This window comes from Rhizobium sp. IBUN (assembly GCF_000510625.1).
GTDB classification, from domain to species: Bacteria; Pseudomonadota; Alphaproteobacteria; order Rhizobiales; family Rhizobiaceae; genus Rhizobium; species Rhizobium altiplani.
The window spans coordinates 138,480-164,515 of record NZ_AZNV01000008.1; the positions used below are offsets into that span (position 1 = coordinate 138,480).

At 60.1% G+C, this 26,036-nt stretch carries 23 protein-coding genes; 6 read left to right on the forward strand and 17 right to left on the reverse strand.

Annotated elements, in window-relative coordinates; all coding sequences use genetic code 11:
• Positions 1–219: 219 nt before the first annotated feature.
• Both RHIBUN_RS36795 and RHIBUN_RS0110335 read right to left on the reverse strand, forming a co-directional pair.
• Positions 220–363, reverse strand: a complete 144-nt coding sequence (locus tag RHIBUN_RS36795; protein WP_018856831.1) for a hypothetical protein — start codon at positions 361–363, stop codon at positions 220–222.
• A gap of 150 nt (positions 364–513) precedes the next feature.
• A complete protein-coding gene (locus RHIBUN_RS0110335; protein WP_025659507.1) occupies positions 514–1,695 on the reverse strand; it encodes an NAD(P)/FAD-dependent oxidoreductase in 1,182 nt (393 codons plus the stop codon).
• A 125-nt stretch (positions 1,696–1,820) separates the two neighbouring features.
• Here RHIBUN_RS0110335 and RHIBUN_RS0110340 point away from each other — a divergent pair, with 125 nt between their 5' ends.
• The 5 genes from RHIBUN_RS0110340 (at position 1,821) to edd (ending at position 8,769) form a co-directional block, all read left to right on the forward strand.
• Positions 1,821–3,257: a glutamine synthetase family protein gene (locus RHIBUN_RS0110340; protein ID WP_025659508.1), complete on the forward strand. Its 1,437-nt coding sequence runs from the start codon at positions 1,821–1,823 to the stop codon at positions 3,255–3,257.
• 13 nt (positions 3,258–3,270) lie between these two features.
• Positions 3,271–4,569, forward strand: a complete 1,299-nt coding sequence (locus RHIBUN_RS0110345; protein ID WP_025659509.1) for an FAD-binding oxidoreductase — start codon at positions 3,271–3,273, stop codon at positions 4,567–4,569.
• A gap of 133 nt (positions 4,570–4,702) precedes the next feature.
• Positions 4,703–6,178, forward strand: a complete 1,476-nt coding sequence (gene zwf / locus RHIBUN_RS0110350; protein WP_025659510.1) for a glucose-6-phosphate dehydrogenase — start codon at positions 4,703–4,705, stop codon at positions 6,176–6,178.
• 11 nt (positions 6,179–6,189) lie between these two features.
• On the forward strand, positions 6,190–6,888 hold the full coding sequence (pgl, locus tag RHIBUN_RS0110355; protein WP_025659511.1) for a 6-phosphogluconolactonase: 699 nt from the start codon (positions 6,190–6,192) through the stop codon (positions 6,886–6,888).
• A gap of 60 nt (positions 6,889–6,948) precedes the next feature.
• The gene (gene edd, locus RHIBUN_RS0110360) at positions 6,949–8,769 is read left to right on the forward strand and encodes a phosphogluconate dehydratase (RefSeq protein ID WP_018856825.1); all 1,821 of its coding nucleotides are present in this window, start codon (positions 6,949–6,951) and stop codon (positions 8,767–8,769) included.
• A gap of 73 nt (positions 8,770–8,842) precedes the next feature.
• Here the strand turns inward: edd and RHIBUN_RS0110365 are convergent, their stop codons facing one another.
• From RHIBUN_RS0110365 to RHIBUN_RS0110390, 6 genes are all read right to left on the reverse strand, one after another.
• On the reverse strand, positions 8,843–9,196 hold the full coding sequence (locus RHIBUN_RS0110365) for a hypothetical protein (protein ID WP_018856824.1): 354 nt from the start codon (positions 9,194–9,196) through the stop codon (positions 8,843–8,845).
• A 269-nt stretch (positions 9,197–9,465) separates the two neighbouring features.
• Positions 9,466–10,557: a sn-glycerol-3-phosphate ABC transporter ATP-binding protein UgpC gene (gene ugpC / locus RHIBUN_RS0110370; RefSeq protein WP_018856823.1), complete on the reverse strand. Its 1,092-nt coding sequence runs from the start codon at positions 10,555–10,557 to the stop codon at positions 9,466–9,468.
• A gap of 21 nt (positions 10,558–10,578) precedes the next feature.
• Positions 10,579–12,231, reverse strand: coding sequence for an alpha-glucosidase family protein (locus tag RHIBUN_RS0110375; protein WP_025659513.1), 1,653 nt, complete (start codon positions 12,229–12,231; stop codon positions 10,579–10,581).
• Positions 12,232–12,257: 26 nt separating this feature from the next.
• Positions 12,258–13,421 carry a carbohydrate ABC transporter permease gene (locus tag RHIBUN_RS0110380; protein ID WP_018856821.1) on the reverse strand — a complete coding sequence of 388 codons (1,164 nt, stop codon included), beginning with the start codon at positions 13,419–13,421 and terminating at the stop codon, positions 12,258–12,260.
• 1 nt (position 13,422) lies between these two features.
• Entirely contained in the window at positions 13,423–14,436 is a 1,014-nt protein-coding gene (locus RHIBUN_RS0110385) for a sugar ABC transporter permease (RefSeq protein WP_018856820.1), read from the reverse strand.
• 163 nt (positions 14,437–14,599) lie between these two features.
• Positions 14,600–15,964, reverse strand: coding sequence for an ABC transporter substrate-binding protein (locus RHIBUN_RS0110390; protein WP_025659514.1), 1,365 nt, complete (start codon positions 15,962–15,964; stop codon positions 14,600–14,602).
• A gap of 286 nt (positions 15,965–16,250) precedes the next feature.
• Here RHIBUN_RS0110390 and RHIBUN_RS0110395 point away from each other — a divergent pair, with 286 nt between their 5' ends.
• Positions 16,251–17,297 (forward strand): substrate-binding domain-containing protein, encoded by a 1,047-nt coding sequence (locus RHIBUN_RS0110395; protein WP_025659515.1) that lies wholly within the window; start codon positions 16,251–16,253, stop codon positions 17,295–17,297.
• Here the strand turns inward: RHIBUN_RS0110395 and folD are convergent.
• From folD to flhA, 9 genes are all read right to left on the reverse strand, one after another.
• Positions 17,276–18,175 (reverse strand): bifunctional methylenetetrahydrofolate dehydrogenase/methenyltetrahydrofolate cyclohydrolase FolD, encoded by a 900-nt coding sequence (folD, locus tag RHIBUN_RS0110400; RefSeq protein WP_025659516.1) that lies wholly within the window; start codon positions 18,173–18,175, stop codon positions 17,276–17,278. The genes RHIBUN_RS0110395 and folD overlap by 22 nt on opposite strands.
• A 118-nt stretch (positions 18,176–18,293) precedes the next feature.
• Positions 18,294–20,024, reverse strand: coding sequence for a succinoglycan biosynthesis protein (locus RHIBUN_RS0110405; protein WP_025659517.1), 1,731 nt, complete (start codon positions 20,022–20,024; stop codon positions 18,294–18,296).
• 87 nt (positions 20,025–20,111) lie between these two features.
• A complete protein-coding gene (locus RHIBUN_RS0110410) occupies positions 20,112–20,915 on the reverse strand; it encodes a WecB/TagA/CpsF family glycosyltransferase (protein WP_025659518.1) in 804 nt (267 codons plus the stop codon).
• A 333-nt stretch (positions 20,916–21,248) separates the two neighbouring features.
• Positions 21,249–21,755: a membrane protein gene (locus RHIBUN_RS0110415; RefSeq protein ID WP_025659519.1), complete on the reverse strand. Its 507-nt coding sequence runs from the start codon at positions 21,753–21,755 to the stop codon at positions 21,249–21,251.
• Positions 21,755–22,120 (reverse strand): hypothetical protein, encoded by a 366-nt coding sequence (locus RHIBUN_RS0110420; RefSeq protein ID WP_018856813.1) that lies wholly within the window; start codon positions 22,118–22,120, stop codon positions 21,755–21,757. Before RHIBUN_RS0110420 ends, RHIBUN_RS0110415 begins: the two co-directional genes overlap by 1 nt.
• 17 nt (positions 22,121–22,137) lie before the next feature.
• Complete coding sequence (locus tag RHIBUN_RS0110425; protein WP_025659520.1) at positions 22,138–22,704, reverse strand: rod-binding protein; 567 nt, start codon at positions 22,702–22,704, stop codon at positions 22,138–22,140.
• Between the two features lie 31 nt (positions 22,705–22,735).
• Positions 22,736–23,149 (reverse strand): hypothetical protein, encoded by a 414-nt coding sequence (locus RHIBUN_RS0110430; protein WP_018856811.1) that lies wholly within the window; start codon positions 23,147–23,149, stop codon positions 22,736–22,738.
• A gap of 4 nt (positions 23,150–23,153) precedes the next feature.
• A complete protein-coding gene (gene fliR / locus RHIBUN_RS0110435; protein WP_018856810.1) occupies positions 23,154–23,906 on the reverse strand; it encodes a flagellar biosynthetic protein FliR in 753 nt (250 codons plus the stop codon).
• The gene (gene flhA / locus RHIBUN_RS0110440; RefSeq protein ID WP_025659521.1) at positions 23,903–25,990 is read right to left on the reverse strand and encodes a flagellar biosynthesis protein FlhA; all 2,088 of its coding nucleotides are present in this window, start codon (positions 25,988–25,990) and stop codon (positions 23,903–23,905) included. Before flhA ends, fliR begins: the two co-directional genes overlap by 4 nt.
• Between the last annotated feature and the right edge of the window lie 46 nt (positions 25,991–26,036).

A 26,036-nucleotide genomic window follows, 5' to 3' on the forward strand; every position in this document is an offset into this window, starting at 1 on the left:
AGGCCCGGTCGGCAGTCATTGCCGGTTCGCCTCACGCCAACGCGGAAGCGCCCAAAAAATCATCGAGCAAGTTTTGCAGAGGATGTCTTAATTTTCGGATAAGCGGAAATTACGGATAGCCGCAATCAAATCGATTTTAGCGGTGGTCAAATCGACTTGGCCCAGATATGGCCGGCGGCCCGAATGCGGCCGGTGCTCACAGATCCGAGATCGGGAGTGTCAGAACCAACGTGCGAGGAGGAGAGCGGCCACGGCGGCCAATGCACTGGCAGAGAGGACGAAGTAGCGTGCGGCAACGAGCTTGTTGTCGGGCTTGGCTTGAGCGATTGCAATGGCGCGGGCGCGTCGTGCGTTCCTGTTCATTTTGCAGAACCTCACTTCATTTCTGACACAACAATCCAACAAAACGACCTGTTGGTAAAGCTCTATTTAGGAAGTGCTTTTCCATTCCGTCATGAGGCAGGATGGCGCACCCTTCTTAAGAACTCTTGAATCGAGCAGATAGTTTCGCGCCTATAAAGATTCACCGGCGACGAAGCCCGAAGCCCAGGCCCACTGGAAGTTATAGCCGCCGAGCCAGCCGGTCACGTCGACACATTCACCGATGAAATAGAGGCCCGGAATACTCTTCGCCGCCATGGTACGGGAGTCGAGCCCCGTCGTATCGATGCCGCCGAGCGTCACTTCGGCAGTCCTGTAGCCCTCAGAGCCGGACGGCTTGATTTTCCAGCTTTGTACCGCTTCGGCCAAACGCGCCAGGACCTTGTCGGAAAGATCGGCCATATGACCGACGATGCCTTCTCGGTCGGCCAGATATTGCGCCAGCCGCTTCGGGAGTATCTCGGCCAGCGCCGTCTGAGCGGACTGCCGGCCATTCACCCTTTTCGCCGCCTTCAGATGTTCGAACAGATCGACATCGGGCTCGATGTCGACGGTGATGTCCTCGCCCTCGCGCCAGTAGGAGGAGATTTGCAGGATCGCAGGGCCGCTGAGGCCGCGATGGGTGAACAGCAGGGCTTCGCGGAATGCTGTCTTGCCGTGACGGATTTCGGCTGGCGCCGATATGCCCGACAGGTCGGAAAGGCTTTCGAGCGTCGCCTGATCCAGGGTCAGCGGCACAAGTCCAGGCCGCGTCTCCACCATGGGAAGGCCGAACTGCTCAGCAATGCGATAGGCAAAGCCCGTGGCACCCATTTTCGGGATAGACTTGCCGCCGCTCGCGATCACCAGCGAGCGACATTCATATGCCCCCTCCGACGTCGAGATGCGGAAGCCTTCGCCGCTCTTTTCCACGTCCGCGATCTCGGTGCGCAGATGCAACGCCGCTCCGGCAGCCTGCATCTCATCGAGGAGCATGCGGATGATGTCCTTGGCGCTGTCGTCGCAAAACAGCTGCCCAAGCGTCTTCTCGCGCCAGGCAATCCGATGACGATCGACCATGGCAATAAAATCCGAAGGCGTGAAGCGCGCCAGCGCCGACTTGCAGAAATGCGGATTGGCGGAGAGGAAGCTCTTCGGGCCGGCGTGAATGTTGGTGAAATTGCAGCGCCCGCCCCCGGAGATGCGGATCTTTTCGCCCGGCGATTTCGCATGGTCGAGAACGATGACCGAGCGGCCGCGCTGAGCGGCGCGAATGGCGCACATCATGCCGGCTGCGCCCGCGCCGATGACGATCACATCGCTTTTTCGCTGCAAAACCACTTCCCTTGTCGAAAGGCATCTTCTTTTTCCATCAAGAGGCGAAAGTCAACGTGCCTCCCCCTCGCCAATTGCCAAACTCCAGCTATGATGCCGTCACGATCAACGCAAACCGGTGTGTCATGTCCCCAAAAAAGACGACGCTGAAGCCTGCCAGAAACGTACCTGCCTCGAAGAAGACACCCCCGGACCCCGGACATCAGCGCGGCGTGGAAAACTGGAAGGAAGCAGCGCAGTTCTTGCGGGCGCGCGGCATTGAAGACATCGAATGCATTACGCCGGATCTTGCCGGCGTGCCGCGCGGCAAGATGATGCCGAGTTCCAAGTTCACGTCAAACACCTCGCTTGCGCTGCCTTCGGCGATCTACCGTCACACCATCTCCGGCGAATATCCGGACGAGACGGAAAGCTTCCGCTACGAGCCGCGCGACAGCGACCTGAAGCTGGTGCCTGACCTTTCGACGCTTTCGGTCGTCCCCTGGGAAACCGACCCGACGGCGCAGGTGATCTGTGATATCGTTAGCGTGGATGGGGAAGAGGTCCCCTACACGCCGCGAAACGTTCTGAAGCGCGTGCTGAAACTCTATGGCGATCGCGGCTGGAAGCCGATCGTGGCGCCCGAGATCGAGTTCTACCTCGTGGCGAAGAATGATGACCCGGATTATCCGCTGCATCCGCCGAAGGGCCGCTCCGGCCGTTCGATCCTCGGGGGTCAGGGCTATTCGATCGCCGGCATCAACGAATTCGACGAACTGATCGACGACATCTACCATTTCTCGGAAAAGCAGGGTCTCGAGATCGATACGCTGATCCACGAAGAAGGCCCGGCGCAGCTGGAAATCAACCTGCGCCACGGCAATCCGATCGAACTTGCCGACCAAGTGTTCCTGTTCAAGCGCACGATCCGCGAAGCGGCGATGAAGCACGGCATCTATGCCACCTTCATGGCCAAGCCGATGCAGGGACAGCCGGGCTCGGCGATGCACATCCACCAGTCGGTCGTGAACCAGGAAACCGGCAAGAACATCTTCTCCAACCCTGATGGTTCCGCCTCTCGTGAGTTCTTCCATTTCATCGGCGGCCTGCAGAAATACGTGCCGAGTTCCATGGTGATGCTGGCGCCCTATGTGAACTCCTATCGACGGCTGACGCCTGACATGTCGGCGCCCGTCAACAATGCCTGGGGTTATGACAACCGCACGACGGCGTTCCGCGTCCCGGTATCCGATCCGCAGGCACGGCGCGTCGAAAACCGCCTGCCGAGTTCGGATGCCAACCCTTACCTTGCGCTCGCCGCCTCGCTCGCATCGGGCCTGCTCGGCATCATGAAGGGCATCGAGCCGACAGCACCAACAGAGGATACGGCAAACGAGGGCTCGATCGAACTGCCACGCGGCCTTCTGGAAGCAGTCGCGTTGATGGAAGACGAGGAAGCCTTCGAGGAAGTGTTCGGCAAGGAGTTCCTCGGCATCTACGCCGGTGTGAAGCGCGGAGAATTCGAAACTTTCATGCAGGTGATCAGCCCCTGGGAGCGCGAATTCCTTCTGCTGAATGTTTAGAGAGGGCTTCATCATGACATCGCAGGAGAGATGGCAGAGCCCCATCGCGCCCGGCATTTCCTGGTATCAGGCAACATCAGGCGAGCGGCCGACCTACCCGGAAATGGACGGCTCGAAGACATGCGACGTCGCAATCGTCGGCGGCGGCTACACCGGCCTTCAAGCCGCCTACAATCTCGCCAAATCCGGCGCCTCGGTGGTTCTCATCGAGGCCTTCAGGTTCGGCGACGGCGCCTCGGGTCGCAACGGCGGCCAGCTCGGCACCGGGCAACGCTGGTGGCCGGAAGAGCTCGAGGAAAAGATCGGCTACGAGCGTTCGCGCGCGCTGTACGATCTCGCCGAGGCGGCCAAGCACCATCTCATGGATTTCGCGACCGACCATCAGATCGACATGGACTACATGCCGGGGCAGATGAACGTTGCCCACAAGGAGAGCTACAGGGCCGACTACTACGAAAACGCCGAGATCGCGGCGATGCGCTACAACTATCCGCATGTGCGCTTCATGGACAAGGCCGAAACGCAGGAACGGCTCGGCTCGACGCGCTACCACTGCGGCGTTCGCGACATCGGGACGGGCCACATCCATCCGCTGAAGCTGCTGATCGGCCTTGCCCGGGTTGCCGCCAATGCCGGCGCGCAGATCTTCGAGATGACCAAGGCCTCGGCGATCCTTCATGGCAGCAGCAAGGTGTTGATCGAGACGCCAAGGGGCACGATCACTGCCGAAAGGGCGCTGATCGCCTGCAACGGCTATATCGGCAATCTCGAGCCGGTGACGGCAAGTCACGTGATGCCTATCCGCTCCTTCATTGGCGCCACGGTGCCGCTCGACGCGCATCCGCAGGTGCTGCCGGGCGGCGAGTCCGTGGCCGACTCGCGCTTTGTCGTGCGCTACTTCCGCAAGTCCAAGGACGGACGATTGCTCTTCGGCGGGCGCGAAGCCTATACGGCCGACAATCCGCGCGACATAACGCAGCACATCCGCCGGCAGATCGCCGAGATTTACCCGGCGCTTCGGGACATCGAGATCACGCATGCCTGGGGCGGTTCGGTCGGCATCACCATGCCGCGTCAGCCTTTTGTGCGCGAGGTCATGCCTGGCGTGACGTCGATCGGCGGCTATTCCGGTCATGGTGTCATGCTCGCCAATTACTGCGGAAAGCTCTATGCCGAAGCGGTTCTGGGAAAATCGGCGGATCTCGATCTTTTCAAGTCGCTCGATATTCCGGCCTTTCCCGGGGGTGCGGCCATGCGCGCGCCGCTGCTTTTCCTGGCGCTCTCCTGGTTTGCACTGCGCGACAAGTTTTAGTCAGATTGCGGATTTCATCGCGCGGCAATTCGATCTAAAACCTCTTTCCGAGAGATTCATTGCATCGCACACTGGCTTTTTTAAATCGATTAGATTAAAGAGCCAATAACCCGTCTGATTGAGAGACATCCTCATGAGCAGCCAAACCATCCCCGTTGAACCCTTTGATTATGTCGTTTTCGGTGGCAGCGGCGACCTTGCGGAACGCAAGTTGCTGCCTGCCCTTTACCATCGTCAGATCGAGGGGCAGTTCTCCGAACCGACCCGTATCATCGGCGCGTCGCGTAGCCCGCTGACGAACGAGGAATATCGCAAGTTTGCCCAGGACGCCCTGAAGGAGCACCTCAAGAAGGGCGAATACAACGAGGCCGAGGTTACGAAGTTCCTGCAGCGCCTGTACTACGTGCCGGTGGATGCGCGTTCGGATGCCGGCTGGGATCAGCTCAAGAAGCTTCTGGACGAAGGCAAGGATCGCGTGCGCGCCTTCTACCTCGCCGTTGCTCCGGGCATCTTCGGCGACATCTCGCAGAAAATTCATGACCACAAGCTGATCACCAAGTCGACGCGCATTGTCGTTGAAAAGCCGATCGGCCGCGACCTTGCTTCCGCCCTGCAGCTGAACGACACGATCGGCAAGGTCTTCAAGGAAGAGCAGATCTTCCGCATCGACCACTATCTCGGCAAGGAAACGGTGCAGAACCTGATGGCGTTGCGCTTTGCCAATGCGCTCTATGAGCCGCTGTGGAACGCCAACCATATCGACCACGTGCAGATCACGGTTGCCGAGTCGGTCGGCCTCGAAGGCCGCGCCGGATATTATGACACCGCTGGCGCGCTGCGCGACATGGTGCAGAACCACATCATGCAGCTCGTCTGCCTGGTTGCGATGGAGGTCCCCTCCTCGATGGACTCCGAGGCCGTCCGCGACGAGAAGCTGAAGGTGCTGCGCGCATTGAAGCCGATCAATGCATCGAACGTCGAGACCAATACCGTTCGCGGCCAGTATCGCGCCGGCGCTTCCAGCAGCGGTCCGGTCAAGGGTTACCTTGAGGAGCTCGAAGGCGGCGTTTCGAACACCGAAACCTTCGTTGCCATCAAGGCCGAAATCGGCAACTGGCGCTGGGCTGGCGTTCCCTTCTACATCCGTACCGGCAAGCGTCTTGCCGGCCGCATGTCGGAAATCGTCATCACCTTCAAGTCGATCCCGCACTCGGTCTTCGACCAGTCCGCCGGCCGTATCAACCAGAACCAGCTCATCATTCGCCTGCAGCCTGATGAAGGCGTCAAGCAGTCGCTGATGATCAAGGATCCGGGCCCGGGCGGCATGCGCCTCCGCAACGTCTCGCTCGACATGAGCTTTGCCGACGCTTTCCAGGTCCGCAATCCGGACGCCTATGAACGGCTGCTGATGGACGTCATTCGTTCAAACCAGACGCTGTTCATGCGCCGCGACGAAGTCGAGGCCGCATGGCAGTGGGTCGACCCGATCTTGAAGGGTTGGGAATCGACCGGCCAGAAGGTTCAGGGATACACCGCCGGCACCTGGGGCCCCAGCCAGTCGATCGCGCTCATCGAGCGTGACGGCCGCACCTGGCACGACAACCTGTAGGATAAAGAACGATGGCAGCGACGATGCATGCTTTTGCCAATGGCGCGGAACTGGCTCGCAACCTTGCCGACAAAGTCGCTGCGTCGCTTTCCGCGGCAATCGACGCACGGGGAGCGGCAACCTTTGCCGTTTCTGGCGGCTCGACGCCGAAACTGTTTTTCCAGGAGCTTTCGGCCCGCGATCTCGACTGGACCAAAGTGGCCATCACACTCGTCGACGAACGCTTCGTAGCGGCGAACAATCCGCGCTCGAACCATCTGCTGGTGGCCGAAAACCTCCTGCGGAACAAGGCGAAGGCTGCAAACTTCCTGCCGCTCTACCAGGCAGCAGGCTCGGTCGAGGAGGCTGCGAGGCTTGCGACGAGCGCGACGGCCACGATCGGCAATCCCTTCGATGTGGCGATCCTCGGAATGGGCGGCGACGGCCATACCGCCTCGTTCTTTCCGGGCGGCAGCAATCTGAAGGTCGCGCTCGACCCCAACACGCCGCGTGGTATCATCACCATGGAGGCGGAGGGCGCGGGCGAGCCGCGGCTCACCTTCACCTTCTCCAGCCTTCAGGATGCAAGGCTGCTCGTGCTTCACATCGAAGGCGAGAGCAAGAAGGACGTCCTGACGAAAGCGCAGAGCGCCGGCGACGAGGCAGAGATGCCGATCCGCGCCATTTTGCGGCGGGCGGCGAGCCCCGTCGAAATCTACTGGGCTCCATAAGCCTTCGGGCAGATAGCCGCGAACGAAAAACTGAAGAGCAAACAAGGCAGGATACCTCCCATGTCCGCTAATGCACGCATTTCTGCGATCACCTCCCGCATCGTCGAACGATCGAAGCCGACACGCGGACTTTATCTGGAGCGCCTGCGCAATGCGACCTCCAAGGGTGTAAGCCGCTCGGTTCTCGGTTGCGCCAACCTCGCGCACGGCTTTGCGGTCTGTTCCCCCGCCGAGAAGGACGCGCTTGCAGGCGACCGCGTGCCAAACCTCGGCATCATCACTTCCTACAACGACATGCTCTCCGCGCACCAGCCCTTCGAGCATTATCCGGCGATCATCCGCGAGGCGGCAGCGGAAGCCGGGGGCATCGCGCAGGTCGCCGGCGGTGTTCCTGCCATGTGCGATGGCGTCACCCAGGGGCAGCCGGGAATGGAGCTTTCCTTGTTCTCGCGCGACCTGATCGCCATGGCTGCCGGCGTGGGCCTCTCCCACAACATGTTCGATGCCGCGCTTTTCCTCGGCGTCTGCGACAAGATCGTGCCCGGCCTTGTCATCGCCGCCCTCTCCTTCGGGCATCTGCCGGCGATCTTCGTGCCGGCCGGTCCGATGACGTCGGGCCTGCCGAACGACGAGAAGTCACGCGTGCGCCAGCTTTATGCCGAAGGCAAGGTCGGCCGCGCCGAACTGCTGGAAGCAGAGTCGAAGTCCTACCACGGTCCGGGCACCTGCACCTTCTACGGCACGGCGAATTCGAACCAGATGCTGATGGAGATTATGGGCTTCCATATGCCCGGCTCCTCCTTCATCAATCCAGGCACTCCGCTGCGCGAAGCCTTCACACGCGAAGCTGCCAAGCGTGCGTTGGCGATTACGGCCCAGGGCAACGAATACACGCCGGCCGGCGAGATGATCGATGAGCGCTCTATCGTCAACGGCGTCGTCGGCCTGCACGCGACCGGCGGCTCGACGAACCACACGCTACACCTCGTCGCCATGGCGAGGGCAGCAGGCATCCAGCTGACCTGGCAGGATATTGCCGAGCTATCCGAGATCGTGCCGCTGCTGGCGCGCGTTTATCCGAACGGCCTTGCCGACGTGAACCACTTCCACGCCGCCGGCGGCATGGGCTTCCTTATCAAGGAGCTGCTCAAGCACGGCATGGTGCATGACGACGTTCGTACGGTCTTCGGCCATGGCCTGCAGGCTTACACGATCGATCCCCGCCTCGGTGACGACGGCACGATCGTGCGCGAACCGGCACCGGAAAAGAGCGTCGACCCGAAGGTGCTTGCCAATATCGAAACCCCCTTCCAGGCCAATGGCGGCCTGAAAATGCTTCGCGGCAATATCGGCAAGGCCGTCATCAAGATCTCTGCAGTCAAGCCGGACCGCCACGTCATCGAAGCGCCGGCCATCGTCTTCCACAGCCAGCAAGAACTGCAGGACGCTTTCAAGGAAGGCAAGCTCAACAAGGACTTTATCGCCGTCGTTCGCTTCCAGGGACCGAAGGCGAATGGCATGCCGGAACTGCACAAGCTGACGCCGCCACTCGGCGTGCTGCAGGATCGCGGCTTCCGCGTGGCACTTCTGACCGACGGCCGTATGTCCGGCGCTTCGGGCAAGGTTCCGGCTGCAATCCACGTGACGCCGGAGGCTGTCGATGGTGGTCCGATCGCTCGCATCAAGGACGGCGACATCATTCGCCTCGACGCGATCGCCGGCACGCTGGAGGTACTGGTCGATGCTGCCGATCTGGCGGAACGCGAGTCCGTGGTTGCCGATCTTTCCGAGAACGAATTCGGCATGGGCCGCGAGCTGTTTTCGCCCTTCCGCCGCGCCGTCGGTCCTTCGGATCGCGGGGCCAGCGTCCTCTTCCATTGAGGCAATAGCCCGCTCTAGAAACAACGAAGACCGCGAGGAAACTCGCGGGCTTTGCTTTTGATGCTTGGCGAAATCAGCCGCGGATGTCGAGCACGCGATCGCGGTGTGCCGGGTGTGTGCTGTAGACGAAGATCTTGTTGAGCTCCTTGTCATTTAGCATGCGCAGAAAACGAACTTCGATCGTGTTGTTGGCATTCACCCGCGTTAGCATGCAGCCGATCTTGGTGATGCGTGCATCCGGGATATCGAGATAGAACTGCTTCGGAAGGGCGTACTGGGTGAGGAGCGCGAGGACGGCCGTGCTCTTCGAAATGCGAATGATATCGCAACGCCGGGACGCCATGTGCATGACGCCCTTCTCAGTATATTCGATGCGTGCGGCATTCATCGTATCCTCCATTTTGAACCGCACTTCGCGGTCGTACATGAAGGATTCCTCCTTATTTAGAAAGTGCTGCCCGGAAGGCATTGGATTCGATGCTGCCACCGCCGTATTCCCTTCGATATTCAATGAGGAAATACTAGCTGGCGATGTTTAACAGAAGGTGAGATTAGTTTCGATCCGGCACGCTATACACACTGAACGCCGCAGCGAACCTGCAAGAATAAACCCGTTTTCGATCAAATACATAACAAAGCCCGGGCAACACATCGCGGTCCCCGGGCCTGATTTTTCTCGTTCGCAACGAGGCAACTTTATTTACGATATGTGCGCCCTTCCGCATCGAAAAGATGCAGCTTGGAGCGGTCGGCCGAGAAGTGCATCTTCTGCCCCTTCTTGATATCGTAAATGCCAGGCAGCTTGACGATGATCGGCTCGCCCGGAACGAGACCCTCGATGTAGAGCAGCGTCACTTCGCCGAGCGCTTCGACGATCGAGACTTCGCCCTCGAAGAGGTAGTCGTCGCCGGCACCGGCGATGCGTAGATCCTCGGGGCGAACGCCGAAGCTCGCGGTCTTGCCCTTCTCGGAACCGGCCGTCGGAATGTCCAGCGTTACGGACTTGCCGCCGGTCAGCGTCACCGTCGTTGAGTTGCCAGCCTCGGTAATCGTCGACGGAATGACGTTCATGGCCGGAGAGCCGATGAACTTGGCGACGAAGAGATTGGCCGGGCGCTCGTAGAGCTCCAGCGGTGCGCCCACCTGCTCGATGTTGCCGGCGGAAAGAACGACGATGCGGTCGGCAAGTGTCATCGCCTCGACCTGGTCGTGCGTGACGTAGATCATTGTCGTGCCGGCCATCTGCTCGCTCAGGCGGGCGATCTCGATGCGGGTCGCGACACGGAGAGCTGCGTCGAGGTTCGACAGCGGCTCGTCGAAGAGGAAGACCTTCGGATTGCGGCAAATGGCGCGGCCGATGGCAACACGCTGGCGCTGACCACCGGAGAGCGCTTTCGGCAGGCGATCGAGATATTTGCCGAGTTGAAGACTGTCGGCCGCCGCACGAACACGGCGATCGATCTCCTGCTTGTTTTCGCCGGCGATCTTCATGCCGAACGCCATGTTGTCGTAGACAGTCATGTGCGGATAGAGCGCATAGGACTGGAACACCATGGCGATGCCGCGCTTCGACGGCGGCACATCGTTGACCAGCTGGCCATCGATATACATGTCGCCACCGGTAATGTTCTCCAGGCCGGCAATCATGCGCAGCAGGGTGGATTTTCCGCAGCCCGAAGGGCCGACGAACACAACGAACTCGCCCTCCTTGATCTCCAGATCGATGCCGTGGAGAACGTCCACGGAACCGTAGGATTTGCGAATATCCTTGAGCGTCAGTCCAGTCATTAAATCCTCCTCCTCAAGTCGTCAGGCGAGACGAGCGAAGTACGCTCCCCATGCCGGAATATCGATCTTCTCACCGTAGTTATTGCTGACGAAGCCGTGGCCCGTCAACGCCTGCCAGTCACCGGCAGGCAAAACGACGGCACTTTCGGTAGCGCTCATGTTGAAGACGCAAAGCAGCTTTTCGTTGCCGTACTCGCGCACGAAAATCAGCACGTCCTCCTGTGGTTCCATGAACTCGATCTCGCCCTTGGCAAAGGCCGGATGCAGCTTGCGGAAGGCGAGGAAGCGGCGATAGTGCTCGAGGACCGAGTTCTCGTCGCCCTGCTGGACGCTGACGGCGCGCAGGATGTGTTCGACAGGAACCGGCAGCCACGGCTTGACGGTCGAGAAGCCGCCCTGGGCGACCTGGCTATCCCAAACCATCGGCGTGCGGCAACCATCACGGCCCTTGAATTCCGGCCAGAACTGGATGCCGTAGGGATCCTGCAGGTCCTGATAGGCGAGATCGGCCTCGGTCAGGCCGAGTTCCTCGCCCTGGTAGAGGCAGACGGAACCGCGCATCGTCATCAGGAGCGACGCATACTGCTTGGCGAATGCATCGTGATCGGCGACCAGCGAGCCCCAGCGGCTGACATGGCGCATGACATCGTGGTTGGAAAACGCCCAGCAGGCCCAGCCATCGGGTGCCGCGGCCGCGAAGTCTTCCATCACCTCCTCGACGCGTTCAGGCGACAAGGGGTCGGGCGCCAGGAACTCGAAGGCATAGCACATATGCATCTTGTCATTGCCTGACGTGTATTCGCCGACGATCTCAAGACCGCGTTGACTGTCGCCCACCTCGCCGACGGCAGCAATCGCCGGAAACTCCTCGAGCACGGCGCGGAACCGCTTCAGGAACTCCAGGTTCTCCGGCCGGTTCTTGTCGTAAAGGTGCTCCTGGAAGTTATAGGGATTGACCGCCGGAGCGGTTGAGGCGTTGCGGCGCTCGGGGGCGAGCGCCGGATTGTTGCGCAGCTCCCTGTCGTGGAAGTAGAAGTTGATCGTATCGAGGCGGAAGCCATCGACGCCGCGCTTCAGCCAGAAGCGGACGACATCAAGCAACCGGTCCTGAACCTCGGGATTGTGCAGGTTCATGTCCGGCTGCGAGGTCAGGAAGTTGTGCATGTAGTACTGCATGCGCGTCGGATCCCACGCCCATGCGGAACCGCCGAAAATCGACAGCCAGTTGTTCGGCGGCGTGCCATCAGGCTTGGCATCAGCCCAGACATACCAGTCGGCCTTCGCGTTGGTCTTGCTGGATCGGCTCTCGACGAACCAGGGATGCTGGTCCGAGCTGTGCGAGATGACGAGGTCGATCATCACGCGAATGCCGAGGCGATGGGCCTCTGAAATCAGCGTGTCGAAATCCACCAGCGTGCCGAAAATGGCATCGACGTTCTCGTAGTCGGAGACATCGTAGCCGAAATCGCGCATTGGCGAAGTGAAGAAAGGCGAGATCCAGATCGCGTCGGCGCCGAGGGCGGCGACATGTGGCAGCCGGGCGGTGATCCCCTTCAAATCGCCGATGCCGTCGCCATTGGAGTCCTGGTAGGAGCGCGGATAGATCTGATAGATCACCGCGCCGCGCCACCAGTCCTTGTCGGCCGTCAAAATGGATTGGGATGCCATGCTCATGTTTCCTGTTCGATCGTCTTGGGTTGCTAACCGCCCTTGACCGAGCCCGCGAGCAGACCACGCACCAGATAGCGCTGCAAGCCGAAGAACACGAGCAGGGGTACGACAATGGTGACGAAGGCCGAGGCCGTCAGGATTTCCCAGTTGCCACCCCGTGACCCGAGCAGCGCGTTCAGCGCGCCTGTCAGCACGAGGTGGTCCCTGTCGGTGCCGAGGAAGACCATGGCGACAAGCAGGTCGTTCCACACCCACAGGAACTGGAAGATCGCAAAGGATGCGAGCGCGGGGAAGGACAAGGGTAGTACGATACGGGTAAAGATTTCAAAATCGCTGGCGCCGTCGACGCGGGCGGATTCAATAATTTCCCTCGGGAGACCGGCGATGTAGGCGCGCAGCAGATAGATTGCGAGCGGCATGCCGAAGGCAGTGTGCGCGAACCAGATGCCGGGATAGGTCTTCGACGGAGCGTCGAGCAGTGCGCCGATTCCGTTGTAAAGTCGCAGAAGCGGAATGAGCGACATCTGCAGCGGCACGACGATAAGGCCGACAACAAGCGCGATCAGCAACGCGCGCCCCGGAAACTCCATCCAGCTCAGCGCGTAGGCCGCGAAGGCGGCGATCAGGATCGGGATGATCGTCGCCGGGATGGTGACAGTCAGCGAGTTGATGAAGGACTGCCCGATACCCTCGCTGGTCAGAACGTTCTTGTAGTTCTGCAGCGTGAATTCCGGCGGCGTGGCGACGGAAATGTAGACACGGCGGCCGCCGTCATCCGGTCCGAAGGCGGCATACTTCATATAGCGATAGTTGCCGTCGGCTGCGACGGTGAGCGACACGCCGTCGCCGAGATCAGCCGTCTCGCCCGCCTTGTAGGCGGACGGCTGCTGGACGCGCGTGCCGAAAGCGCGGATGGAGCGCCCCTGCTGTCCTTCCAGCACATTGCCCGAAATGACGTAAATGGCGCCTTCCTGCTTCTGCTGGTCGGGCTGTCCAAGGCGCACGGCAACGGTGCGTGACGAGCCCGCAAAGGCCGTCCACCAGCCGGAGACGACGAGCTGGTCCTTGTCGCGCAACGCGCTGACAAAGATACCGAGCGTCGGGATCAGCCACAGAACGACGATCACGAGGACCGCAAAGTGGACAAAGAGACGGGCGGGGCCGATCTTGAAGAAATCTCGGGTAAGCGTCATCTCAGTGGCCTCCCAGCTCGCGATTGGCGCGACGGACGTTCCAGACCATGATCGGCGTCACGGCCAGCATGATGATCAGCGCGATAACAGCACTTCGGCCGGAGTCACCACCGCCTCGGAACAGCCAGTTGAACATCAGGTTGGCGAGCACCATCGTATTCCATTGACCGTTGGTCATGGTCAGCACGATGTCGAAGACCTTGAGCACGAGAATGGTAATCGTGGTCCACACAACGGCGATCGTACCCCAGACCTGCGGCACCATGATGCGCCAGAAGATCTGCCAGCCGTTTGCGCCATCGATGACGGCGGCTTCAATGGTTTCCTCAGGGATGCCGCGGAGCGCCGCGGACAGGATTACCATCGCAAAACCGGTCTGAATCCAGATGAGGATGATCATCAGGAAAAAGTTGTTCCAGAAGGGAACCGAGATCCATACCTGAGGCGTCCCGCCGAACAGCTGGACGATCGCGTTGAGGAGGCCGATCTGCACATCGTTGCCGCCGCGGTATTCGTAGATGAACTTCCAGATAACCGATGCGCCGACGAAAGAGATCGCCATCGGCATGAAGACGATGCTCTTGGCAATATTGCCCCACCAGATGCGGTCGGTCATCACGGCGATGACGAGGCCGAAGAAGGTGCAGGCCGCCGGCACGACCGCCAGCCACAGGATGTTGTTGAAGATCGACTGGCGGAATTCGCGGTCGGTGAAAGCCCACTGATAGTTCGCAAAGCCGACAAACTGCTCACCGGAGCGATCATAGAAGGACAGGATGAGCGTCGCGACCACGGGATAAACGAGGTAGACGACAAGGAGGAGAAGGGCCGGCCCGATGAACAGCCACGGGCGGATCATCGCCCGGCGATTCAGGTTGCGCGCCGCGGAATGGATGTCACCATCCTTCACCGGCAGGGACCAATCCAGGATCTTGTTGGAAAAATAGAAATAGGCCGAGCAGGCGAAGACCGCCACGACCACGACCCCCAAAGCGGAAACTATCTGCGACAGCATTCGTCCCTCCCCTGCTACCCTGTCTGTCCTGACGGGTATGCGCGCCGATGTCGTCACGCCGCCATCGCTCGACGCGACAGGCGACAGTGGCCGGACACTCCCAGTATCCGGCCATGTATTTCAACCATGCCGCCGCAACCGACGGCATGGAACTCAGGCGATGTTACTTGATCGCGTCCCAGGCACCCTGAATTTCCTTGGCGGTGTCTTCCGCAGACTTGCCACCAACGAAATCGACCATGCCTGTCCAGAATGCGCCCGCGCCGATCTTGCCCGGCATCAGGTCGGAACCATCGAAGCGGAAAGTCGTCGCAGTCGTCAGGATCTCGCCTTCCCGCTTCATCTGATCGTTTGCATAGGCTGCCGTGTTGACGCCCTTGTACGGCGTCAGGAAGCTGGACTGCGCCATCCAGACTTCGTGTGCGATCGGTGTCTTCAGGAATTCAACGAACGCCCGGGCGGCCTTGGAGTCCTTCGTGACGGTTACGAGCGTACCAGCGCCCAGAACCGGCTTGCCGAGATCGGCATGCGCCGCATAGGTCGGCATATAGAAGAAGTCGGCATCCTGACCGAGCTTCGTGCCTTCTGGGAAGAAGGACGGAATGAATGAAGCCTGGTGATGCAGATAGCACTTCGGCGGCACGCCGAAGAGACCCTTCGGGCTGTCGCGGAAGTCGGTCGCAGCTACCGCTGCAACGCCACCGCTGACATACTTCTCGTTCTTGGCGAAGGAGCCGAATTCCTCGACCGCGGCAACGACGGCCGGATCGGTGAACTTCACTTCGTTGGTCGTCCACTTGTCGTAAACATCAGGCTTCTGCTGGCGCAGCATGATGTCTTCGATCCAGTCCGTTGCCGGCCAGCCGGTCGCCCCACCGGAGCCGAGGCCGATGCACCACGGCACGCCGCCGTCCTTGACGATCTGGTCCGTCAGGGCATGGAGCTCTTCCATGGTCGTCGGGACCTTGTAGCCTGCTTCCTTGAAATTCTCCGGCACATACCAGACAAGCGACTTCACGTCGGCCTTGTATGGGAAGGCGTAGAAGGCTTCCTTGCCGTCCTTGCCCTTGTAGGTGCCATAGCCAACCCAGCTGTCGCCGGCGCCATAGTTTTCCTTGACCCAAGCAGAGGTCTCATCGCCGAGTGGCGTCAGGAAGCCCTTGCCGGCGAGGTCGGCGAGAAGGCCCGGCTGCGGCAGGATCGCGATGTTCGGCGGCGAGCCAGCCTGCGTGTCGATGACGATCTGCTGTTCATAGTTTTCCGAAGACGAGTACTTGGCGTCCACGCCGGTCGCTTCGGTGAAATAGGCCAGAATGCTGCGGAAGAAGGCTTCGTCTTCACCGCGCCATGGCCCGAAGATGGTCATCTGCTCGCCCTTCAGGTCGGCATGAGCAGCCTTGAAGTCGTCGTAGCTCTTCCAGTTGAACTTCGAATCCTGCCCGGGGGCAAACTTCAGATCGGCAGCCGACGCGGCACCCGCAGCAAGAAGCGCCGCCGCGGCAACGCCCATCAAAAACGTCTTTCTCATGTGATCAACCTCCCATCACAATCCCAACCGCACTTTTGAAACTATTTGGATGCCGTTCCAAAGCGCTTTGACAAATGCACTCATTTCACTTTCGATGGAAAAGAGTCAAGCTATTTCGCGAAAAGGGCAGCAGACGCGGCCCTGTTATCCCCGAAGTACCCACGCCACACCCTTGGGAATATGGCGCGATTTTGCTTGAGTCAAGCGGTACAGCTGCTACATAATTGAAAGCGCTTTGGATGCCATTGGGAGCTGGCGGCCAGTGCGAGCGGAGGAAGCATAACACGTGAATCTCAAACAGCTATCGGAATTGCTTGGACTGTCGCAGACGACGGTAAGCCGCGCATTGAACGGCTACCCCGAAGTCAATGAGGCGACGCGCGAGCGCGTGCTGCAGGCCGTCAAGGAAACCGGATACCGTCCGAACAAGGCGGCCCAGCGGCTTGCGACCGGCAAGGCCGGTTCCATCGGCCTCGTAATGCCAACCGCTCCCGACCACTATTCGGACGTCCATTTCGGCGAATTCCTGACGGGCCTCGGCGAGGAGGCCGTGCGCCACGACTTTCATTTCGTGATCATGCCGGCCGATCCCAACGACGAAGTGGGCGCGCTGAGGCGGCTTGCGATCAGCGGCAATGTCGATGCGCTGTTCGTCGCCTATATGCGCGGCCATGATCCGCGACTACCGATGCTGAAGTCGCTTTCGATGCCCTTCCTCGTGCATGGCCGCTCCTTCGGCTCCGAGCCGGACTATCCCTACCTCGACATCGACAATGAAGGCGCTTTCTACGATGCCGCGCGCCTGCTGCTTCAGCTCGGCCATACGCGCTTTGCCCTGCTCAACGGGCCGGAGCATCTCGACTTTGCGATCCGTCGCAAGAACGGAATGATTGCCGCACTTTCCGAGCGGGGATTGTCGCTTCCGGACGATCACATGAGCCACACATCAATGACGGACGAGCTTGGCCAGACCGCAATGGAGCGCTTTCTGCAGATACCGGAGCGGCCGACGGCTATCCTCTGCTCCAGTACGGTGTTGGCGCTTGGCGCGATCCGCGCCGTAAACCAGGCCGGCCTGAAGCTCGGGGAGGAAATCTCGCTGATCGCGCATGACGACGTCCTGCCACATCTGAAGCCCGAGAACTTCTCGGTGCCGCTGACGACGACACGATCCTCGCTTCGGGCGGCAGGCGTGCGCATCGCCCAACGGCTCATCGGAACGATCAAGCAGGAAGGGCCCTTCCCGGAGCAGGAGCTCTGGAAGACCGAGCTGATCGTCAGGGCCTCAACAGGCCCTGCTCCACGGCAGGATCAGAATGTCGGCGGTGTCTGACCGGCGGTGCGATGGGCGGCAATGACGGTGTTGGCCATCAGCATCGCAATGGTCATCGGGCCCACACCACCCGGAACCGGCGTAATGACATCGGCGACCCTTGCCGCCTCTTCAAAGGCGACATCCCCGACCAGACGAGTCTTGCCTTCACCTTTCTCGGGAGCCGGAATGCGATTGATGCCGACGTCGATGACCGTGGCGCCGGGCTTCACCCAATCACTCTTGACCATTTCCGGCCGGCCAACGGCGGCAACCAGAATATCCGCATTGCGGCAGACAACGGGCAGATCCTTGGTGCGCGAGTGAGCGATGGTGACCGTCGCGTTGGCGTTCAGCAGCAACTGCGCCATCGGCTTGCCGAACAGGTTCGAGCGGCCGATGACGACGGCATTCAGGCCGGAGAGATCTTCGCCGTGCGTGCGGCGCACGAAGACCATCGCGCCGGCTGGCGTGCAGGATACCAGGCCCGTTACAAGATCGCCGGTTGCAAGCTTGCCGGCATTGACGACGTGCAGACCGTCGACATCCTTTTCAGGCAGGATCGATTGGATGATCGGTTCGGATTTCAGATGCTTCGGCAGCGGCAGTTGCACAAGGATGCCGTGGATCGAGGGGTCGTTGTTCAGCGACGCGACGAGTGCCGCCAACTCATCCTGCGTGGTCTCGACAGGCAAAGTGTGCTGGACGGATTTGAAGCCGCATTCCTTCGCCATCTTGCTCTTGGAGTTGACGTAGGCGTGGCTGGCCGGATCATTGCCAACGATCACGACCGCAAGACCCGTCTTGACACCGCTCTGCTTGTCCAGCGCCGATGTCGCCGCCTTCACCGTTTCGATTACGGAAGCTGCGACCTGTTTGCCATCAATCACTGTCGTCAAGACTATCTCCTGCCCTTGCTTTCGCTCATTGTAGCCGGTGGCGCCCAGCGCGATTTGCCTGTCCACGCCCTATCCTGCCTAAAATGGCAAATGCAAGAACAATCGTGTCGCAGCTGGTTCAGGATGCCGCCTGCCGGGTACGCAACCTGTCGCGCATGGCGGCGAGCTCCGCGCGTATAATGTCCACTTCCTGCGGCATCGCAGCAGGCTCAGCTGCCGATGGCGCGACGACAACCGGCTTCGGGGCGGGAGTGGGCAGCGACGGTTCCTTCCTTGCGGACGCCGTGAACCTGGCGCGCGCTTTGAAAGACACTGTCGCAAGACCAAATGCGAGGCCAGCAAAGGCGCCGAGCAACGTGGGGAGCCAGCCCTCCTCCGCCGGCACTGCGGCGACCTGCACCGCCTTCTGCAGTCGCAGGCTGCCGGCACCAGGCGTCACCGCTCCGGTCGTGATCGCATCCTCAAGGCGCTGGCGTGCCGCACTCGCCTTGTCGCGAAGCTCGGCGAGTTTCGCCAGGTCGACACCCGTATCCTTGCTTTGCGCAATCAGTGCATTGCGACTGTCGCTTAGCTGCCGCTTCTCGACGGTCGCCTGCTTCATCTCGTCGGTCGTTTCGCGGAGCAGCCGGGCGATGTCGTCACCGATCGCTGCTTTCAAGCCGTCGACCTCTGCCTGCTGAGCTTGCAAGCGGGGATGGCGGGGACCGAGATTGGCCGACAGCTGTGAATGAGACAGTTGTGCCGTCACATACTTGTCGCGGCGATCGACGAGCGTCGGCGACATGAGGTCCGCATCCAGCGTACCGGCAATGACATCGCCAACCTTCGCCGCCTTCAGACGACGGGCCCTTTCCTGGGTAGCAGCAATTCGCTCGTCCCCTGCCTTCAGTTCCGCGTCCATGCTCCCGATCTGCCGCTGCAGATCGATGGCAACCTTCACGTTGCCTTCGCCACTTTTCTGCGTGAAGGCCGTAAGATCGAGTTGCGCCGCGTCGGCCGCCTTCTTCAGCGACCCGTCTTCGGCCGCGGCCTTTGTGGTTCCTGAGCCTGTCACGACAGACGCCAGGTAGTTCGCAATGCGCGCGGATTTCTCGGCGCTGCCGGTCGTCACCTTGAAATCGATGGTGCCGGCGTGAGGGTCGCTCGTGGTGCGGATCGCGGAAACGAGCGATGCTTCTGCGTGCGAAAGCGGATCGGCGGCAGCGCCATCGGTCGAAAGCAGGTCGACAGCCACCGCAAACGCATCCGAGGAGAGGCCGAAAAATTCCGGATCGCGATCGAGTTTCAACGCAGCGACCGTTGCCGCGATCACGTGGGAAGACCGAAGCGTCTTCTCGGCCGCTTTAGCGACGGCCGCACGGCCTTCGCCGTCACCTTGGACAGCGAGCACAGCGTCAGCGCTATAGCGCGCCGTTTCGGCCGGGATCAGGGCACCGCTCGCCGCGCCCAATGCGGAGATGAGAGCAACTATCGCAAGTGGCTTCAGACGCTGCGATTTCGGTGCACTGTGTTCGGTAGGCAGCGTGGCGACGTTCGGGGTCGCTGTCGCTTGTGTGGCGCACGTAACTTCCGAAGGCACAACAGACGACGGATCGATCGCGGCAGCCGCTGCATCGTTCGCAGCCTCGAGCCGCTTGCCCAGGATCGTTTCGATGCGGCTGACAAGCGGCGGCGGCGCCTCGGCATCACGTCTGGACCGCTGCCGCTCGAGCGCACGCTCGATCACCCCGAGCAATTCTGCCTCCGCAGCCGGCATCGCGGCCGCAGTTTTGGATGGCATCGCCACACGCTCGCCCTCGACCGCCACAGGTCGGCGGAAGGCTTGGCTTCTCGGGTTGTTGTCGTACATCGCCAGATCTCATGCGTATGAACGGTCGAAGCCATCCGCGAAAGCGGACGGGTTAACCAACACTAAAAGTTCATGGCAAAGAAAAGGTTAACTGGCCGACCTTGCGTCGGTCAGTTCCGTATCCGCATGCGGCGTTCCGTCGTACCGGAGGGCGTAGTACAGGAAGGCAGCAAAGCCCAGGCCGGAACGAAGGCCAGGGCGCGCCGGCCATTGCGTCCAGCGATAGGCGCGTTCAAGTCCCACCGTCCGTACAATCTTCGGCACGGGGCGGATCATACCGGCCACGACATCGAACAGGTCGCCGACAGCAAGCACTAGGCGAGCGTGATCCGCCCGGATGTTCTCTTGGATCCATTTTTCCTGAAATGGAGTGCGCGCTCCGACGATGAGTATGTCGAGCATTTGCCCGTCGATCTGATCTACGATCCGCGACCTGCCTTCTGTGTGGGAGAGCGTGTCGGAAATGACGGTGAACTCGTGCCATGGCGCGTGCCGACGGAATTTCGCTGCAGTCAGGCGAGCCTCTTGAGGGTTCGTGCCGATAAGGCCGATGCGGCGCGGTGTCTCCATGAACGTCAGCAGCGCCGGCACGAAATCGGCGGCCCTCAAGCTGGCAGAGAACGGCGAGCCATGCGCCACCTTCGACGCGATGTTGAAACCTGGACCATTGGGAAGCAGCAGGTTTTGTGCAAGAACGGCGCGATAGTCGCTGTCGCGCAGCGCCATGAGCATGTTGCGCGCGGTGACGAAGGAAACGGATGTCTGCCCGACCGGTATCGACAGGAGTTCATTGAAAAGCACCAGGGCGTCATCCCAGCCTAGGTCGCAGACCGGCAGATCGAAAATCGCGCGGCGCGACGACAAGACCGCGAAATTCGCGATCAGGTTCATGCCGGTTTCCTGACGATAGTGTTTCATGCGCATGCATCCCCGAACAGATCACATAGCCGCACCAGACGATTCAGCATCGACCGGTGGCGTTGGCCTGGGAGCGCATGAGAGAATTCCGAGAAACAGAATGTCAGTGCACAGTCAGCCCATCGGGCCGGTCTTGTAACAGCGCGATTTCAACTATCTCTTAGGAAAACCGTTTGAATTTCGCCCCTTGGTGGAAGGAATTATTAACCGTCTACAGTCGGCACAAAAACGCAGAAACGGCGCCCCAAGGGCGCTGCGCCCCAAGGGCGCCGCTTAAAGCAAGGACCGAGTCACTCTCTGGCAGCTTTAATCCGCTACCGGTTCCGGAGCGACGACGTTGACGGGCTTGCCCGTCCTCTTGTGTTGTCCGGAGTCACTCGTCTTGGGGAGGTAGTCGAGCTGTTCCAGCATGACCTGCTCGATATACTCTCCACCCAGATGCTGGTTGACGTCCTTCTTTATCATCTCCCGAAAGGCGTTCGGATCGAAGGATTTCATGTTGGAGATGTCGATCATCTTGTTGCCGACGAGCAATGTAAAGAGCTCGTCGGTCGTCATTTCCGTCAGAGGCAAGGACACGTTCTTCACCGCGTCCTTGTTCATCATGAAAGAGATCCTGCCGAGGAAGTAGCCGGTAATTGTACCGTCGGCGATGATCGGCACGGTGATCGTCTCGCCCTTTACAAGCTCGAGCTGGCTTTGCTTGGAATCATCGGGGGCCGGCGCAGGTGCCGTTGCCATGTGCACCGAGAAATAGACCGATGCCAGCGTGATCGCGCAAACCCAGACGCCTGTCAGAACGAGCTTAATCATCAAGCGTCACGTGCTACGAATTGCTCTTGGGAATAGGTGCCGTCGGCGTCCGCATCCTGGACTGCATTCTTCAGGAGATCGGCAACGGTGCGGACCGCTTCCAGATGCGCTTCGACGCGCCGTGCGTTCAGCACCAGCTTCTTCTTGAGCCCATGCAGCTGATCAAGATGCGTGGCAGCCAGTTCCTTCGGGTCTGTGTCGCGGAAGAGCATCGACAGCTCGTAGAGGCAGCGGCTCTTGTGCGTGTTCGACACCTTGAGATCGAACTGCGGATCGTTGCCGATACGCGTGTTCTCGTTGTCGATGATCATTTCGAGGCGTCCAAGAACCGATTTGATACGATAGTCGTTCGAGATTATTTCCATTTTTGTCCTCGATTTTCTCAGGCGTCATTGGCGGACTTGTTGTCCGCAGTTGGTGTACCGAAGGTCTTGCGCTGGAAGTCGTCGATCATGCTCATCGCCATGTTGCGATCGTCCTGATCGGTGGAAGCGTTGGCGACCTTGCCTTCCTGCTTTTTCAGCGCATCGTGATAGAGCTGCTTGGCAATGCCGATGCCGTCGCCCTTCGAAATCTCGTTGCCGAGCTGTTCGGCCATCATGCCCTTCCAGATATCACCGGTGGCACCCTTGCCGTACACTTCTTCGCTGTCGTTCGGCAGCATGTTCTTGATGAAGTTCTGCAGGACCATAGCCTCGAACTTGCGGTAGGTTTCCGGCACCTCTTCTGTCTTGGTGCTGCGGTTTTTGCTGTCGCTCAAACCGGTCTTGCCCGCGGCGCGATCGAGAATATCAACGGCCGAGGTAAAGCCGTTGCCGGCTTCGGCGAGACTGTTGGCGGCAAACGCCGCTTGGTTTGCCTTCAGTTTTTCCTGGGCTGCCTGCACCTCGAGCGGGTCGGCAGCTTTGACAACATCCAGGACCAGATCACTCGGAGGTGAAATAGCCAAGTCACAATCCTCTTGATTAAGATTGTGACGATTATGATTTTTGAAGCTTGCTGGAGGCTGGCGTACCGAATTTTTGATCGATGAGATCATAGACTGCGTTGTCGGCGGCTTCGCGGCGCTCGGCCTCGAGCGCCTCACGCATGCCGTCTTCCAGGCGATCGCCCTTGGCGCGTTCCTGAACAACGCGCATTTCGTGAATCTGCTGCATGCCGATCAGCTGCTTGTCCTTGATCCCCAATCGGTTGAAGCGATCCGCATAGCTTTGCGAGAAGGCATGATGGACCGGGTCCATGGAGCCGAGCGCCAGGATGACGCTGTCCATTTGCTCGTTGACTTCCGACCGCTGACGGCTCGTTTCGGCAAGGTCGAATTCAGCCATCTGCTCCAGATGACGTTGAACCGCCACGAGGCGTTTCAGTTTCTGTGAGCGCGTCTTGTCCACCATGTCGCTACCTGCCGATGAACACGCTGGCGAAGGATTGGCCGAACTGGCTAACCAGCGCCGCCACTGAGAAATAGAACAGGAACAGGCCGCCGAGAAGCAGATAGGGCGTCGAAATGAAATACACCGGAATCTGCGGCGCCAGCTTGTTGATGAAGCCGATCGCGATGTTGAACATCAGGCCGTAGATCAGGAAGGGACTTGAGAGCCGCAGCATGATCATGAATGTCGATGACAGCGTGTCCGTGAACGAGATCAGCGTGCTGCGCATCTGCAGGATGCCTCCGAAGGGCATCGACGTGTAGGAATCGACCAATGCCCTGAAGACGACGTGATGAAAGTCCATCATGAACAGGATCATCATGCCGGCAAAGGTGATGAACCCTGAAAGGCTGCTTTCCGGGGAATCTTCGAAGATATCGCCCGCGCTCGGTTGAGTGTAGCCGACCATCATCGCAATCACGCTGGCTGCGAACTGCAGGCCGAGCGTGTAAAGCCGAGCAAGCATGCCGTACATGACGCCAACCAGCGACTCGCTGAAAATGTAGCCGATATAGGTGGCGTTCGAGGTGTGGACGATCGGATAGACCGTTTCCCAGAGCACTGGAAGGATTGCAAGGGATAAGGCAGCTGCAATGAAAACCCGCAAGTGCGGTGCGACACGGGCAGACGAAAAGCCGGGCATCACCAGAACACAGCCGCCGATCCTGCAGAAGATCAGGAACAGCGCCAGGACGGTCCCTTGCGGGTCTGTTATCATGAAATGGAGCCCAGAATCTTTATCTCGATGCCCTTGGCCAGCTCGACATGCGACAGGACCGGGAGCGTTGCGAACAATCGTTCGATGATCATGCGCACATAGGAGCGTGTTTCCGGCGAGGTGACAAGGGCGAACGGCAGGCCGCGATCCATGAATTCACGGATAACTTTCGTCGCCTGCTCGCTGAACTCTTCGAGCATGCGCGGGTCGATGTCGAACTCGATGATCTCGCCCTTGTTGTCGCGCTTCAGCGCCTGATGGAAGGCGAGATCCCACTTGCTGCCGAGTCGCAGCACGCGAAGCACGCCGTTGTCCGCGAGATCGCCGCAAAGCTGCTGCGCCATGCGAACACGCACATGCTCGACAATCTGCTCGGTCTTGCGGACATGCGGCGCGAGTTCGGCGACGGCTTCCAGGATGAGGTGCAGGTTGCGGATCGACACACGCTCGGCGAGGAGCAATTTCAGCACGGCCTGCAGGCCGGAATAGGACATGTGCGACGAGCAGATCTCGTCCGCCAGCTTCTTGTATTCCGGATCGAGCCTGTCGATCAGGACCTTCACATCCTTGTACGACAGGAGCGCCGGCAGATTGTTGCGGATGACTTCGCTCATATGCGTCAGGACGACAGAAACGTTGTCGATCGGCTGGAAACCCTCGCGCTTCAGATCGTCGGCGAATGCTTCGAGTATGGAAACCGCCGGCATGCCGAAGGCTGGTTCGCGAATCTCGTCGCCCGGAATGCTTGGCTTGCGGCCGGAGCCGGTGACAACAAGAACTTCGCCAACGCGCAGCATGTTGGACGCGACCGTCGTGCCGTGAATTCGGATCTGATAGGACTTCTCGGCAATGCCGATATCGTCCGTGACCTTGATCTCCGGAACAACGAAACCGTACTGCGTTGCGAACTTCTTGCGCATCTTGCCGACGCGGAAGGCAAGCTCCTGGTGAGCGCCGAGCAGGCGTGTCGACACCATCTTGCCGAGCGCGAGCTCGATTTCCGATGTGCGCAGCACCGACTTGACGGAATCCTTTTCGAGTTCCTTGTTCTGGACGACCTTCTTTTCTTCCAGCTCGCGACGAGCCTTGTTCTCCGCCTCGACTTGGCGGGGAATGAACCAGGCACCAAAGGCCAGAAGACCGGACAGGAACATGAAGGGCACAAATGGCAGACCCGGCATCAGGCCGAGGATCGCCATCAGAACCGCCGAAACAGAAAGCGCCCGCGGATAACCGCTGAGCTGGTTGACGACTGCCTGTTCGGTGGAACCGACGGTGCCGCCGCGCGACACGAGAAGGCCGGCTGCGAGAGAAACGATGAGGGCCGGCATCTGCGAAACGAGACCGTCACCAACCGAGAGCTTGACGAAGACGTCGGCGGCTTCGGAGATCGGCATTCCATGGCGGAAGTAACCGATGATGATGCCGCCGAAGACGTTGATGCAAGTGATCAGCAACCCGGCAATCGCGTCGCCGCGAACGAACTTGGACGCACCGTCCATGGCGCCGAAGAAGGAGCTTTCCTCTTCCAGCTCCTTGCGGCGGCGCTGTGCTTCCTTCTCGTCGATGATGCCGGCCGAAAGGTCGGCGTCGATCGACATCTGCTTGCCGGGGATCGCATCGAGGGTGAAGCGCGCGCCGACTTCCGCGATACGCGTAGCACCCTTGGTGATAACGATGAAGTTGATGGTGATCAGGATCAAAAAGACGATCAGACCGATCACGAAGTCGCCGGACATGACAAGGCTGGCAAAGCCCGCGATGACACCGCCGGCGGCATCATGACCCTCGTTGCCATGCGATAGGATGACGCGCGTCGTCGCGATGTTCAGCGCCAATCGCGTCATGGTCGCGATCAGAAGAATGGTCGGGAAGGACGAGAAATCGAGCGGCTTCTGGATCCACAGCGCCACCATCAGGATCAGCACCGAGAAGGCGATCGAGAAGGCCAGTCCCATATCGATCAAGAACGGCGGGATCGGCAGGAAGAGCACGCAGATAATGACGATGATGCCCATGGCAAAACCGATATCACGTACGCTAAGTCCGGCTTTCGGGAGGGGGAGTGCAGGAGGTTGCGCCATTTCGATTCCGTCTCTTCATGAGAGGTGCGGGCATGATGCCCACCAA